Source organism: Streptomyces sp. bgisy130 (assembly GCF_057708345.1).
This window is the reverse complement of record NZ_JBYISA010000006.1, coordinates 183,179-197,160: the sequence shown is the minus strand read 5'-3', so window position 1 is coordinate 197,160 and position 13,982 is coordinate 183,179. Positions and strand designations below refer to the sequence as shown.

Sequence of the window (13,982 nt, the reverse complement as noted above, 5' to 3'; positions counted from 1 at the left end):
TCGTGGACACGATCCTCAGTCCCCTCTATATCGCTGTTTCCTGGATCATCGTCCAGTTCCACTCGTTCTACAGCCTCATCTTTGACAAGGACAGTGGCGCGGCGTGGGGTCTGTCCATCGTCTCGCTGGTGGTGCTGATCCGTATCTGCCTGATCCCGCTCTTTGTGAAGCAGATCAAGTCGACGCGGAACATGCAGGCGCTTCAGCCGAAGATGAAGGCGATCCAGGAGCGCTACAAGAGCGACAAGCAGCGCCAGTCCGAAGAGATGATGAAGCTCTACAAGGAGACGGGCACCAACCCGCTCTCGAGCTGTCTCCCGATTCTGGCCCAGTCGCCGTTCTTCATCTCGCTGTACCAGGTCCTGAACCACATCGCCCAGAACAAGGTGGTCGGTGTCATCGACCAGCCGCTTCTGGAGAGCGCGCAGAAGGCCCACATCTTCGGTGCGCCGCTGGCGGCGAAGTTCATGGACAGCGCGGAGAAGATCCAGAGCCTGGGTGCTTCTGTGGTCGACGTCCGCGTGGTCACGATCGTCATGATCGTCCTGATGTCGGCGTCGCAGTTCTACACGCAGCGCCAGCTGATGACCAAGAACGTCGACCTCACGGTGAAGACGCCGTTCATGCAGCAGCAGAAGATGCTGATGTACGTCTTCCCCATCATGTTCGCCGTCTTCGGCATCAACTTCCCCGTCGGTGTTCTCGTCTACTGGCTGACCACCAACGTGTGGACCATGGGCCAGCAGATGTTCGTCATCCGTCGTAACCCGACCCCGGGCAGCAAGGCCTTCGAGGAGCGCCAGGAGCGGCTGCGGGCCGCGGGCAAGATCGTCGAGGACCCGGCCGAGGTCGCTGCGAAGCAGGCCGCCGAGGAAGCGCGCCACAACCGGCAGCAGCCCAAGCGTCAGACGAAGAGCAAGCGGCAGACCGGCGGCGCTCCGGCCGGCGGTGCGCAGAGCCGTACGCGTGCCGGATCGGCGTCGGGCGGCTCGGGCTCCGGTCAGGGTGCGGCGAAGAAGCCGTCGCTGGAGAAGAAGGACGCGCAGGAAGGCAAGGGCAAGGGCGGCGACTCCGGGTCCCGCACGGCCAAGTCCGGACAGCGCAAGGGCCAGCAGCGCCCCAAGCACCCGACCAAGAAGTAAGAAGGAGTCCTTTCGTGACGGACACGACCCCTGCCACCAAGGGCACCGACACCCTGACCCGCCTGGAGCAGGAAGGCGAGATCGCGGCCGACTACCTCGAGGGTCTGCTGGACATCGCCGACCTCGACGGTGACATCGACATGGATGTCGAGGCCGACCGCGCCGCGGTGTCGATCATCAGCGACTCCACCAGCCGTGATCTCCAGAAGCTGGTGGGCCGCGACGGTGAGGTGCTGGAGGCTCTTCAGGAGCTGACCCGGCTGGCCGTTCACCGTGAAACCGGTGACCGCAGCCGTCTGATGCTGGACATCGGCGGCTTCCGGGCGCGTAAGCGTGAGGAGCTCTCGGAGCTCGGCGCGAAGGCGGCGGAGGAGGCCAAGGGCACCGGGCAGCCGGTGAAGCTCGACCCGATGACGCCCTTCGAGCGCAAGGTCGTCCATGACGCCGTGGCGGCGGCCGGGCTCCGGAGCGAGTCCGAGGGCGAGGAGCCGCAGCGTCGAGTGGTCGTCCTCCCGGCCTGACCGCTCAGCGCTCCCGTTTTTCTTTGGCCCCGTCTGCTCGCAGGCGGGGCCAAAAGTTGTCAGCGTTCTGTGTTATCCCGGGGCGTAACCCGGGTTCCCGGCAGAAGTAGCAGTCCAGAGGAAGGGCGGTTCCCGTGACGGAGGCAGCAGCGGAGCTCCCTCCTGCGCCGAAGGCGGCGGAGGAGGTTTTCGGTGAGCGCTATGCGGAAGCCGTGCGGTACGGCGAACTGCTCGCCGACGCCGGGGTGAGGCGCGGGCTCATCGGCCCGCGCGAGGTGCCGCGACTTTGGGAGCGGCATCTGTTGAACTGCGCGGTGCTCTCCGAGGTGGTGCCCGAGGGCGTCTCGGTCTGCGACGTGGGCTCGGGTGCCGGGCTGCCCGGTATCCCGCTGGCTCTGGTGCGCCCGGATCTGAAGATCACGCTGCTGGAGCCGCTGCTTCGGCGTACGAACTTCCTCCAGGAGGTCGTAGAGCTGCTCGGGCTGGACCACGTCACGGTCGTGCGCGGGCGGGCCGAAGAGGTGATGGGCAAGCTCCCTCAGGTGCATGTGGTCACGGCGCGTGCCGTTGCCCCGCTCGACCGGCTGGCCGGCTGGGGCGTGCCGCTGCTCCGTCCCTACGGCGAGATGCTGGCGCTCAAGGGCGATACCGCCGAGGAGGAGCTCAAGGCGGCTCGGGCCGCGCTGAGCAAGCTCGGCGTGGTGGAGACCTCGGTGGTGCATGTGGGCGAGGGCGTGGTGGATCCGCCGTCGACCGTGGTGCGGGTAGAGGTGGGCGAGAGCCCTGGCGGTGTGCGCTTTGCGGCCAAGCGCGCGAAGGCGGCGCGCGTGAGCCGTGCGTCGAGGGGACGCCGGCGCTGATGCTCTGCTGCCGGCGTTCGAGAAGCCGGCAGTGGCATGAGGGCATTCCGTTCCGCGGAAGCAGGGCGGGGGAATGCCGTAAATGCCATCAAAACGACACAAGACGGAGTGTCGCGGCTCATTCAGGCGCGACGCTGGCATCGTGTTTCACGTGAAACGTCGTTCTCTGCTGCAAGGGATCATCGACCGTGGTCGTGCGGCCGCCGCGCCGCGCGACCGTAGATCCACAAGGGTCAGTGGAGTATCCACAGAAGTGGATTCGTCCACAGGAGAACGGACCTCACTGGTTCACGACACCGAAAGCATGGCAGGCTCTGAACATTGCGAGCCTGATGTCGAGGAGAGTGAATCCTTGCGGTCCGACGCCAACATCGCGGGACCGATGACCGATCCGGTCCCCGGTCCCCGTAGCGAGTCGTTCGGGGACGACGTTTCACGTGAAACGCCGCCCCCGATGGACGACACCCCGATCGGTCGTGCAGCTCAGCTTGCGGTGGAGGCACTTGGCCGCGCGGGTGAGGGGCTGCCCCGGCCTGAACAGACTCGGGTCATGGTGGTTGCCAACCAGAAGGGCGGGGTCGGTAAGACCACGACCACGGTGAACCTGGCGGCCTCACTGGCCCTGCACGGTGCCCGGGTCCTGGTGATCGACCTCGACCCCCAGGGCAATGCCTCCACGGCACTGGGGATCGACCATCATTCCGAAGTGCCCTCCATCTATGACGTGCTGGTGGACAGCAAGCCGCTCTCCGATGTGGTGCAGCCGGTCGCGGATGTGGAGGGCCTGTTCTGTGCGCCCGCCACGATCGATCTGGCCGGTGCGGAGATCGAGCTGGTCTCGCTGGTGGCGCGGGAGAGCCGGCTGGACCGCGCCATCAAGGCATACGAACAGCCACTGGACTACATCTTCATCGACTGCCCGCCCTCTCTCGGCCTGCTGACGGTCAACGCTCTGGTCGCCGGTGCCGAGGTGCTGATCCCGATTCAGTGCGAGTACTACGCACTGGAGGGGCTGGGTCAGCTGCTGCGGAACGTCGATCTGGTGCGGGGCCATCTCAACCCCAAGCTCCATGTCTCGACGATTCTGCTCACCATGTACGACGGGCGCACCCGGCTGGCGTCCCAGGTTGCCGATGAGGTGCGCAGCCACTTCGGCCATGAGGTGCTCCGTACGAGCATCCCCCGCTCGGTGCGCATCTCCGAGGCACCCAGCTATGGGCAGACGGTGCTCACCTATGACCCGGGATCCAGCGGCTCGCTGTCCTACCTCGAAGCGGCCCGGGAGATCGCCTTGCGTGGGGCCCCGCAGACCGGGGGCCAGGGCCTCAGCGTCAACTATGAATCACAGCACAGCATCTCGGAGGGGACTCAGTGAGTGAACGACGTAGAGGCCTGGGCCGTGGGCTCGGTGCGCTGATCCCCGCGGCACCGCAGAGCACGGATCATGCCGGACCCGCAGGACAGGGAGCGACGTCACCGTCGTCCGTACCGGTCCTGACCCCGGAGCGCGGGGTGGCGGCCGCCAAGGTGGCGTCGCTGCCGGCGCACGGTGTTTCACGTGAAACGGAAGCACCGGCCGCGGCGGACGCGGGGGGTATCTCGGAAGTGGCCGGCGCGCATTTCGCTGAGGTGCCACTGGATGCGATCAAGCCGAATCCGCGGCAGCCGCGTGAGGTCTTCGACGAGGATGCTCTGGCCGAGCTGGTCACCTCCATCAAGGAGGTGGGCCTGCTTCAGCCGGTGGTGGTCCGTCAGACGGGGCCGGGGCGGTACGAGCTCATCATGGGTGAGCGCCGCTGGCGGGCATGCCGTGAGGCCGGACTGGAGAAGATTCCCGCGATCGTCCGGGCCACGGACGATGAGAAGCTGCTGCTCGATGCGCTTCTGGAGAACCTCCACCGGGCTCAGCTCAACCCGCTGGAAGAGGCAGCCGCCTATGACCAGTTGCTGAAGGACTTCCAGTGCACGCATGACGAGCTGGCCGACCGGATCGGGCGTTCGCGCCCGCAGGTCTCCAACACGCTGCGGCTGCTGAAGCTCTCGCCGTCCGTGCAGAAGCGGCTTGCCGCGGGTGTGCTCTCGGCAGGGCATGCCCGTGCCCTGCTCTCCGTGGAGGACTCGGAGGAGCAGGACCACCTGGCACGCCGCATCGTCGCGGAGGGACTCTCGGTCCGTTCCGTCGAGGAGATCGTGACGCTCATGGGGTCGCCCCCCCAGAGCGGGAGCAAGGCCAAGGGGCCGCGTGCCGGTACCCGGGTGTCCCCCGCGCTCACGGGTCTCGCTTCCCGGCTGTCCGACCGCTTCGAGACCCGGGTGAAGGTCGACCTGGGACAGAAGAAGGGAAAGATCGTCGTTGAGTTTGCCTCGATAGACGATCTGGAGCGCATCCTTGGCACCCTCGCCCCGGGTGAGGGGCGCGTCCTGGGCCAGTCGCTGGCCGAGGAGAGCGACGAAGAGGAGTGAGCTGACGCTCTCGGCTCCCGGGCGGGCCGTGTTCCGGAGCCCATACCGGAACACGTGCCCGCCCTTTGCACTCTTGCGGTACCCGCGCCCGTAAAGGGTGGATACGATGCGTTCGGGTATGGCACGCATCCATGTGGAGACTCACACCGAGGAGAGGGCCATGCGATCGGTGAGCCGCACCGGACTGCTGGCAGCGGGCTTCGGTCTCGCAGCCGTCGGAGGGTTCGTTGGTGGTCTGCTCAGAGAGCAGGTGGCGCTGACGGCGCTGCGAGGTGTGGCAGGCGAGGAAAGCGAGGACCTGGGTTCATGGGCCGTCGGCTCGTACCGCTCACGCTGGACAACCTTCCGGACCTCCCCAAGCGCTGCCGCTCCTGTGTCTTCTGGGAGCTCGACCCCGTCAGCGGCGAGGCCGCGGTAAAAGCGGGTCGTCCTGAGCTCGAGAAGGAAGCCTGGATCTCGGCAGTACTGCTCGAGTGGGGGTCCTGTGGGCGGGTGGTCTATGTCGATGAGGTGCCGGTCGGGTTCGTGATGTACGCCCCGCCGGCTTATGTGCCGCGCTCCACGGCCTTCCCCACCAGCCCGGTCTCACCGGATGCGGTGCAGCTGCTGACGGCCTGGCTGACTCCCGGCTACCAAGGCCAGGGGCTGGGGCGGGTGATGGTCCAGACGGTCGCCAAGGACCTCCTCCAGCGCGGCTTCAAAGCCATCGAGGCTTTCGGAGATGCCCGCTGGAGTGAGCCGGCCTGTGTGCTGCCCGCCGACCATCTGCTCGCGGTGGGCTTCAAGACCGTGCGTCCGCACCCCCGCTTTCCCCGACTGCGGCTTGAGCTGCGTACCACGATCTCGTGGAAGGAAGATGTGGAGCTGGCACTCGACCGCTTGCTGGGAGCCGTCCAGAAGGAACCCGCGCTGCGACCGCTGTAGAGCCGAGCCGACGTTTCCCGTGAAACAGAGAACGGGCCCGCCCCCTCGCGGGGGACGGGCCCGTTTCCCGTGAAACGTGGCGGCGCGACTCAGCCGAGGAAGTCCGCCAGGTCGCGCTCGATCGCGGCCTTCGGCTTGGCACCGACGATGGTCTTCACGACCTCGCCGCCCTGGTACACGTTCATGGTCGGGATCGACATGACGCCGTACTTGGCGGTGGTGGCCGGGTTCTCGTCGGTGTTCAGCTTGGCGATGACGATCCCGTCGTGCTCGGCGGCAATGGCCTCCAGGGACGGGGCGATCTGGCGGCACGGGCCGCACCAGGTGGCCCAGAAGTCCACGAGAACGGGCTTGTCGCTCTTGAGGACGACCTCTTCGAAGTTGGCATCCGTGACGGTCACCGTGGCGCCGGCCATGGGATTCTCCTTACTGGGTGGGTGGTGGGAAAGCTGGGTGCGCGGGTCAGGCGGCGGGGGTCTTGTCCGGCTCGGGCGCGGACTCGCCGTCCGACAGCGCAGCCAGGAACCGCTCGGCGTCGAGGGCGGCGGAACAGCCCGTGCCGGCCGCGGTGATCGCCTGACGGTAGGTGTGGTCGACAACATCGCCCGCGGCGAAGACGCCGCTCAGGTTGGTGCGCGTGCTGGGGGCGTCGACCTTGAGGTAGCCGTCGTCGTCGAGGTTCAGCTGGCCCTTGAACAGCTCGGTCCGCGGGTCGTGGCCAATCGCGATGAAGAGGCCGGTGACGGGGAGCTCGGAGGTCTCGCCGGTCTTGAGGTTGCGCAGGGTCAGAGCCGAGAGCTTGCTCTCACCGTGGATCTCGGCGACCTCGCTGTCCCACACGAACTTGATCTTCGGGTCGGCGAACGCACGCTCCTGCATCGCCTTGCTGGCCCGCAGGGTGTCACGGCGGTGGACGACGGTGACCGACTTGGCGAAGCGGGAGAGGAAGGTGGCTTCCTCCATCGCGGTGTCGCCGCCGCCGATGACGGCGATGTCCTGGTCCTTGAAGAAGAACCCGTCGCAGGTGGCGCACCACGAGACGCCGCGACCGGACAGCTCGTCCTCACGGGGCAGGCCGAGCTTACGGTGCTGGGAGCCGGTGCTGACGATCACGGTCTTCGCCCGGTGCACATTGCCGGCAGTGTCGGTGACGGTCTTGATCTCGTCGGAGAGATCGACCGCGACAATGTCGTCCGGCACCAGCTCGGCGCCGAAGCGCTCCGCCTGGGCACGCATGTTGTCCATGAGGTCCGGCCCCATGATGCCGTCGCGGAAACCGGGGAAGTTCTCCACGTCGGTGGTGTTCATCAGGGCGCCTCCGGCGGTGACGGCACCTTCGAAGACCAGCGGCTTCAGGGACGCGCGGGCGGTGTAGAGCGCTGCGGTGTAGCCCGCGGGCCCGGAGCCGATGATGATCACGTTGCGGACGTCGCTCACGGGTGTCTTCCTTGTCTCTGCCGACTGCTTGCTGGGGCTCTCGGTTCTCTCACCCCACCCAACGGATCCTACGGGGCGAGCATTCCCGGAGTGTCACAGCGCACTTCTCGTCGCTCAGTCTCGCTGGAACGAGTGCGACAGCAGAACCTTTCCGGGAGCCGGTGGCGTGGCAGAGACGCAAGAGGAAGCGATGACATACGCGGAGACGCGCTGGGGATCGGTCGGATCCGGCAGCACCACGAGGTAGGCGTCCTTGCCCTGGTAGCGCGTGTGGCTGGTCGCCAGCGGAGTCTCCGGACGGGCGATGCCATGGCGGACGCAGGACGGGATGGTGTCGGTGCTGCCGCGCATCGGGGTGTCGGGGGAGCTCCGGGTCCCGATGCCGGGGGACTTGGGCGAGCCCTTCGACGTCAGCAGTTCGTCCACATGTGATTCGAGACTCGCCGCGGTGAGGGTGCCCGCATCGCCACTCTTCTTCTCGGGGGTGGCGGTGGCTCGGTCCTGTTGGCTCGCCTGAGTGCCGTCGAGGGCGGCGTTCTGAATGAGGAGGCCGCCGAAGCTGAACACCGCCGCGGCCGCCGCAGTACCGAGCAGAATCCGTGGCCAGCGTCGCGCTCGGGACGCGCGGCCGCCAGGCGTCTGCCGCCCCGGTCCCGAGGAGCCCCGAGGGCGCCCGGAGGGCCGGGCGGCCGGTGTCCCTCGGCGGGGCGCCTCTTCGTCGGTTTCACGTGAAACCACGACAGGGACGGTGGCGGTTTCACGTGAAACTTGAGCCGTGGCGACCGGGGTAGTGGCGTCCAGCAGTGCCTCGGCGGCGAGGGCGGCATCGATGCGACCGGCGACATCGGCCGGCATCCGCAGCGGGCCGGGGAGCGTGCCGAGCAGTGACCGGATTTCTTCCAGGGACGCATAGACGTCGTCGCACAGGGGACACGTAGCGAGATGGTCGCGCAGCTCCGCGGTGCGCGAGGGAGAAAGCAGCCCGTCCGTGAGCTCGGAGATCTCGGAGACTTCCGGGTGCTCACCTGTGGGGTGCTCACCCGTGCCGGTCGTCGACGTCACGCTCGCCCACCTCCGCCCTTCACGGCACCTGTGTCCTTCGGCCCTGCCGTCGGTGGGACGGATGTCCCCTGCGCCCGGTTCCTTCCCCCGCTCACGGGTTTGCTATCCCCGTTGTCAGCGCGCAGATGGGTGACCAAGGGCAGGAGCCGAGCCCGGCCTCGTGCACAGCGGCTTTTCACCGTTCCGGTCGGGATATCGAGGATCGACGCGGCCTCCGCGACGGGGTAGCCCTGCATATCGACGAGGACGAGCGCGGCCCGCTGTTCCTCGGGAAGGGTGCGCAGGGCGCTGAGCAGCTCCCGGTACAGATCCTGACGTTCGGCGGGTGCCGCGGCGGATTCCTCGGGCTCCAGCATCTGCTCCAGCCGCTCGGTCTCGGCGACGGGCGAGGTGCGCCGGGAGGCGGCCTTGCGGGCTCGGTCCAGACAGGCATTGACCGTGATGCGGTGCAGCCACGTCGTCACGGCGGACTGACCGCGGAAGGCATGGGCCGCGCGATAGGCGGAGACCAAGGCGTCCTGCACGGCGTCGGCGGCCTCTTCGCGATCACCGAGGGTGCGCAGTGCGACTGCCCAGAGCCGGTCGCGATGGCGCCGGACTATCTCCCCGAAGGCCTCGGGATCACCAGCGACATGGCGAGCGATGAGGTCTTGATCACTAGAGTCCTCTAGCTGACCCACCCATACCCCCTCACCTAGCGCCGACTCCTGGAAATCTTGCCCCCTGTAAGACTTCGGCGTAAAGATCGCCAACCTGCTGCTACCTGACGTAACCGACTCCTGACGTGCAGCAACAAGCGACACTGTTCATCGTAGGCAGGTGTGTGGAGAACCACTAGGGAGCTTCGACTCGTCGACGAGTGACCTTCTTGCCCGAGAACGCCAAAAGATGCGTGGCTGCTTTTGCTTCTCAGGGGAGTTGCCCGAAAGAGGCACGATGGCCTGCTGATTCGTCAGCAGGCCATCGTGACTTCGGGGCTAGCTGCGCCCCTGGGTGTCCTGGGCGACGATGAAGTACTTGCCGCAGTTGCCGCCGAACCTCCACGTTCCGCGGCCGGTCCATGCCCCGTAAATCGTCTTTCCATTGCTACAGTCGGTAACGGCCCGAGCCTGACCGCTCTTGACGGTGCAGCTCGCGCTCCACGTGGCGACCGTCTGCTTCCAGTTGCGGCAGCTGTAATTGCCGCCCGCAGCGGACGCAGGGGTGGCGGTGGCGATACCGCCGACGAGGAACAAAGTGGCCACAGATGCCGTTGCGGCCCGGCGCCACCCGGTGTGCTTCAACAAAATCTCCCCCTGATGCCCTGTCGGGCGAACGTCGGTCGGTGCGTCGGTTGAGCGAGTGAGCATGATCATTTTAGCCACGCGCCAGGCTTTTTTGGGGGATGACGTCATGGTGGGGACAGGATCAGGCCCGTCTGCCACACGATGTCGCCCCGCCGACCTGAAGGTTGGCGGGGCGTTCGCAATCTCGTATTTCTACGGGTTTCCGGTGCCTTAGTTCATGCCGGCGAGTCAGCTGAAGACTTTGATTTCTGAAATGCCGCCGCGGAACCAGTCCGACTCTCCATCAGAGGAAAGTTTCGTGATGTGGACCAGGACATAGCGAGACTTCACCGACCGGTCGAGCTTCACATCCAGCTTGTCGCCGGCCATTTCCGGCTTGGAGAGGCTCTGCGAGAAATCACCGAGCGCCGCCGGATCCGCTGCGGAGGGTGCTGCTGCGCGGACTTCTACGGTCTGGCCTGGCCGATACATGGTGACCTGTATCCCGGAGATGTCCTTGGCGCTCCCGAGGTCAACGATGATTCCGCTGCCATCTGCACGCGGCGGCAGGTTCCCGAAGTTGGGCCAGCCCTTGAACCGTCCGGTCACCCAGGCAGTACCCGGATCGCCGTCCGTGACGTTGTGAGCGTCATCCTCCGAGAAAGGCTCGGCCAGAGGTGAGAACTCTGTGGCGCCCTTGATCGAGAGAGGCTTTCCGGTGTGCTTCTTCGGGCCGCCGGACGACTGTGAGTTCCCCGGGGAGTCCTGCTCCTTCTCCCGCTTCAGCAGGGTGTCCGCCAGCTGCCAGCTGCCCAGCCCCAGTGCCGCGATGAGCAGCGCGGAGACGGACCACTTCAGGGCTCGCCCGGTGCGGCTCTGTAGCGGGGGCGGCGGAGTGGCGACCGGCTGCGTCACCCGGCTCGCCTGTGCGGTGTGTGCCGCCGACTGCCGGTAGCTGCCCTGCTGGTAGCCCGTGCGCTGGTACGGCGGAGGTGTGGAGAACGCGGTCTCCGGGGGCCGGATACGGGGCATGGCCGCGACGGCCTTGGCCAGCTCCTCCGGGGTGGTGCACGGCGGCTCCTGGCGGGAGGCCGTCGAGCCATCGTTGATCAGTGCGCGCATGGCCAGCTCGGACAGCCCGCGATGAACGCCGGCTCGCACCTGGTCGGGCGCGATCAGTCCGACGCCCTTGGGAAGGCCGGTGAGGCCATGGGCGTCGTTCTCGTACGGCCAGCGCTGGGTCAGCGCGGCGTACAGCAGCGCACCGATCGCCTCGGTGTCCGCGCGCTGCGGGGACTCACAGGTGATGCCGCGCAGCGCCGCCATGACGGCCAGGCCACGGATGCGGTACTGCCCGGACTCCGTACGCAGCACCGAGCCCGGGGTGATCCGCAGATGGGCGAGGCCCTCGCGGTGCGCGGCGGCCATGGCCTGGGAGACCTGGCTGACGAGCTGGTAGGCGTCGTGCGGCTCCAGCGGGCCGTTGGCGAGCACCGTGGTGAGCTCGGTGGCGTCCGGCAGCCACTCGTGGACGACGTAGACGACGTCGTTCTCCTCGACGGCGTCCAGGACCTGGACGAACCGGGGGTCGCCGAGCAGCGCCGATGAGCGGGCCGCGGACAGCACCGGCCGGGCTCTGGGATGGTCGGCGGGCAGGATATGCACGCCGACGGCGCGGCGCAGCTTCTCGTCGACCGCACGCCAGCTGCTGAATCCGTCCAGACGGGTGACGCACTCTTCGAGGCGGTAGCGTCTGGCAAGCTTGTGGCCGCTGTGCAGCTCCGGTGGCTGGGGTTCGATCGCCTCGGCACGCTCCTCGTCGGTGCCTGCGGCGTCCTGTTCCCTGCCGGATACCTTCTCGGCCTTAGCACCGTCGTCCGTGGCCTTACCCGCCTTGGCGGTCAGCGGTTCCTCACCGCTCGTGTCAGCCACGTCGACGGCAGCCGTGCTCCGTTCCGCCACCGTCGTTCCTGCCTCCCCATCCGTTGCAGGCTCAATGAGCCAAGACAATTGTGCCCACAGTCCGCCACTATGCACGACACACGGTGGCAGTCGATGGTTGTGCTCAACTAACGTCCAAGCTTCGACCGGACCATGCCGACCAGGGCGTTCAGTTCCTGGATGCGCATTTTGCGTGCAGCGACGTAGAACACACCCAGAAGTGCGCCGATACCGGCGATCAGAGCGGTGATCGACCCGAGGAATCCGCTGCCGAGTGTCTGCATGATCCCGTACACCACGGCCCCCGAGATGATCGTGGCCGGGATGCTGGCGCCGGCCAGCCGTGCATAGGTCCGCACGACATGGGCGGTGTCGAGGTCGCCGTCCATCCGCTTGCTCAGGCGGCGCCAGGCCACACCGACGCCGATGATGTACGCCAAGCCGTAGGAGGCCGCCATGCCGACCACGGCCCAGCGGGCGGGCAGGACCAGGAAGCAGAGGCCGGAGGCGGCGGCGTTGACGGCGGCCACGATCACCGTGTTGTAGAAGGGGGTGCGGGTGTCCTCGTACGCGTAGAAGGCGCGCAGGACGACGTACTGCACCGAGAACGGGATCAGGCCTACACCGAAGGCCATCAGCATGTAGCCCATAGGGACGCCGGCGCCGGACGAGCCGTAGACCAGCGTGCACAGCGGGATGCCGAGGGAGAGGAAGCCGAAGGAGATCGGGACGATGGCGACGGCGGAGGTGCGCAGGCCCTGCGAGATGTCGTCGCGGACAGCTCCGGTGTCACCGTCGTGTGCGGACCGGGCAAGCCGCGGCAGCAGCGCCGCCATCACGGAGACGGTGATGATCGCCTGCGGCATGTTCCAGATCAGCTGGGCGCTGGCGTACGAGATGAAGCCGGTGCCCGGATGGCCCTGGTCGTTGGCGGTGTTGCCGGCCCAGGTGGAGAGCTGGGTGACGACGAGGACGCCCGCCTGGTTGGCGAGCACGAACAGCACTGTCCACTTGGCGAGCTTGGCGGCCTTGCCCAGGCCGTGGCCGCGCCAGTCGAAGCGGAGCCGGAGCTTGAAGTCGGCGTCGCGCAGGTACGGGATCATCGCCAGCGACTGGACGACGAGCCCGAGGAGGGTGCCGATGCCCAGGAGCCGGATGCCCTCGTCGGGGATCGTGGTGACGCCGATGTGCGAGGTCTCCGCCGAGCCGTAGACCCAGATGAACAGGCCGAAGGTGGCGATCATGACGATGTTGTTGAGGACCGGGGTCCACATCATCGCGCCGAAGCGGCCGCGGGCGTTGAGGATCTGGCCCATCACGACGTGCAGACCCATGAAGAAGATCGTGGGCACGCAGTAACGGGTGAAGGCGACCGCGACCTCGTTGGCCGCCGGGTCGCGCGAGATGTCGAAGGAGACCAGCTTCACCAGCAGGGGCGCGGCGAAGACCGCCAGCACCGTGAGCACGCCGAGGATCACCATGACCAGCGTCAGCAGCCGGTTGGCATAGGCCTCGCCGCCGTCGTCGTCCTCCTTCATCGCGCGCACCAGCTGCGGGACGAAGACGGAGTTCAGACCGCCGCCGATGGTCAGGATGAAGATCATCGTCGGAAGTTGGTAGGCGACCTGCCAGGAGTCACCGAGCACCGCACCGCCGAGCGCCGCGACGATCAGCGCCGAGCGGACGAAGCCCGTGAGACGCGACACCATCGTGCCGGCGGCCATCACCGCGCTGGACTTCAACAGACCGCCGGTCCGGCCACCGGAGGGCTTGCCGGCCGCGGCCACGGGGGCGGGCTCCGGCGTCGGCGCGGGCTGCTGGGGGACGGCCTCCGGGCCGGGCGCCGCACCGGCCGTCGCGGGGCCCGGAGGCACCGGAGCGGGCTGCTGGGGCTCGTAGTGCTGCTGGTCCCGGTAGAGATGCGCGAAGGCATCGGGCTCCGGACGCTCGCCGGCGGCCTGGGTCCTGAGGCCCTCAAGGCCCAGGGGCTGTGTCGTCTTGTCGGCCTCGCCGTACGGGAGGTCGGCGGCCGGCCCCTGCTGCCCGGGCGGCGGGGACGGGGCCCACAGCTGCGGGTCGGGCGTGTGACGGCCCGCGGGAGGCTGCTGGTAGAGCGGGGGCGTGGGCTGCCCCGGAGACGGTGGTGGGTGCGCCGCGCGGTCGTAGCGCGCCTCGGCCACCGGATCCTGAGCGGTCGGGTCCTGGGCGCGGTACGGATCGTTGCGGTAGGCGTCCTGGACGTAGGGGTCCTGGTCCGCGGGCAACGGGGGCGTCGGAGGGACCGGGCCCGTGGGGTCGCCACTGGCGCCCCGGCCCCGGTCACCGTCATACGGCGCATTCATCGCTGCCCCACCTCATCCGTCGCCG

Annotated in this window: 13 protein-coding genes; 6 read left to right on the top strand and 7 right to left on the bottom strand. The window is 67.6% G+C overall.

Annotated features, from left to right (window positions below):
- The first annotated feature begins 2 nt into the window (after positions 1 to 2).
- From yidC to AC3EUV_RS11270, 6 genes are all read left to right on the top strand, one after another.
- Complete coding sequence (yidC, locus tag AC3EUV_RS11295; protein ID WP_432141388.1) at positions 3 to 1,142, top strand: membrane protein insertase YidC; 1,140 nt, start codon at positions 3 to 5, stop codon at positions 1,140 to 1,142.
- 14 nt (positions 1,143 to 1,156) lie between these two features.
- On the top strand, positions 1,157 to 1,663 hold the full coding sequence (locus tag AC3EUV_RS11290) for a Jag family protein (protein ID WP_432141389.1): 507 nt from the start codon (positions 1,157 to 1,159) through the stop codon (positions 1,661 to 1,663).
- Between the two features lie 134 nt (positions 1,664 to 1,797).
- Positions 1,798 to 2,523: a 16S rRNA (guanine(527)-N(7))-methyltransferase RsmG gene (rsmG, locus tag AC3EUV_RS11285; protein WP_432141390.1), complete on the top strand. Its 726-nt coding sequence runs from the start codon at positions 1,798 to 1,800 to the stop codon at positions 2,521 to 2,523.
- A 304-nt stretch (positions 2,524 to 2,827) separates the two neighbouring features.
- Positions 2,828 to 3,898, top strand: coding sequence for a ParA family protein (locus tag AC3EUV_RS11280; RefSeq protein WP_432141391.1), 1,071 nt, complete (start codon positions 2,828 to 2,830; stop codon positions 3,896 to 3,898).
- Positions 3,895 to 4,986 carry a ParB/RepB/Spo0J family partition protein gene (locus tag AC3EUV_RS11275; RefSeq protein ID WP_435602780.1) on the top strand — a complete coding sequence of 364 codons (1,092 nt, stop codon included), beginning with the start codon at positions 3,895 to 3,897 and terminating at the stop codon, positions 4,984 to 4,986. Before AC3EUV_RS11280 ends, AC3EUV_RS11275 begins: the two co-directional genes overlap by 4 nt.
- Before the next feature lie 306 nt (positions 4,987 to 5,292).
- Positions 5,293 to 5,910, top strand: coding sequence for a GNAT family N-acetyltransferase (locus AC3EUV_RS11270; RefSeq protein WP_432141393.1), 618 nt, complete (start codon positions 5,293 to 5,295; stop codon positions 5,908 to 5,910).
- A gap of 89 nt (positions 5,911 to 5,999) precedes the next feature.
- On the opposite strand, the gene trxA is transcribed toward AC3EUV_RS11270, so the two are convergent.
- The 7 genes from trxA to murJ all read right to left on the bottom strand — a co-directional run bounded on the left by trxA (position 6,000) and on the right by murJ (position 13,957).
- The gene (trxA, locus tag AC3EUV_RS11265) at positions 6,000 to 6,326 is read right to left on the bottom strand and encodes a thioredoxin (RefSeq protein WP_432141394.1); all 327 of its coding nucleotides are present in this window, start codon (positions 6,324 to 6,326) and stop codon (positions 6,000 to 6,002) included.
- 46 nt (positions 6,327 to 6,372) lie between these two features.
- Entirely contained in the window at positions 6,373 to 7,347 is a 975-nt protein-coding gene (gene trxB / locus AC3EUV_RS11260) for a thioredoxin-disulfide reductase (RefSeq protein WP_432141395.1), read from the bottom strand.
- A 114-nt stretch (positions 7,348 to 7,461) separates the two neighbouring features.
- Positions 7,462 to 8,409, bottom strand: a complete 948-nt coding sequence (locus AC3EUV_RS11255; protein WP_435602779.1) for a zf-HC2 domain-containing protein — start codon at positions 8,407 to 8,409, stop codon at positions 7,462 to 7,464.
- Entirely contained in the window at positions 8,406 to 9,089 is a 684-nt protein-coding gene (gene sigM, locus AC3EUV_RS11250; RefSeq protein ID WP_435602777.1) for an RNA polymerase sigma factor SigM, read from the bottom strand. Before sigM ends, AC3EUV_RS11255 begins: the two co-directional genes overlap by 4 nt.
- A gap of 297 nt (positions 9,090 to 9,386) precedes the next feature.
- Positions 9,387 to 9,653 (bottom strand): hypothetical protein, encoded by a 267-nt coding sequence (locus AC3EUV_RS11245; protein ID WP_274737050.1) that lies wholly within the window; start codon positions 9,651 to 9,653, stop codon positions 9,387 to 9,389.
- 270 nt (positions 9,654 to 9,923) lie between these two features.
- A complete protein-coding gene (locus AC3EUV_RS11240; RefSeq protein WP_435602776.1) occupies positions 9,924 to 11,636 on the bottom strand; it encodes a protein kinase family protein in 1,713 nt (570 codons plus the stop codon).
- 107 nt (positions 11,637 to 11,743) lie between these two features.
- Positions 11,744 to 13,957 carry a murein biosynthesis integral membrane protein MurJ gene (murJ, locus tag AC3EUV_RS11235; protein WP_432141400.1) on the bottom strand — a complete coding sequence of 738 codons (2,214 nt, stop codon included), beginning with the start codon at positions 13,955 to 13,957 and terminating at the stop codon, positions 11,744 to 11,746.
- Between the last annotated feature and the right edge of the window lie 25 nt (positions 13,958 to 13,982).

Excerpts from the sequence above, each read along its gene's own strand:
- trxA (WP_432141394.1), bottom strand. The coding sequence starts at position 6,326 with ATGGCCGGCGCCACGGTGACCGTCACGGATGCCAACTTCGAAGAGGTC.
- murJ (WP_432141400.1), bottom strand. The coding sequence starts at position 13,957 with ATGAATGCGCCGTATGACGGTGACCGGGGCCGGGGCGCCAGTGGCGAC.
- AC3EUV_RS11280 (WP_432141391.1), top strand. The coding sequence starts at position 2,828 with ATGGCAGGCTCTGAACATTGCGAGCCTGATGTCGAGGAGAGTGAATCC.
- AC3EUV_RS11270 (WP_432141393.1), top strand. The coding sequence starts at position 5,293 with ATGGGCCGTCGGCTCGTACCGCTCACGCTGGACAACCTTCCGGACCTC.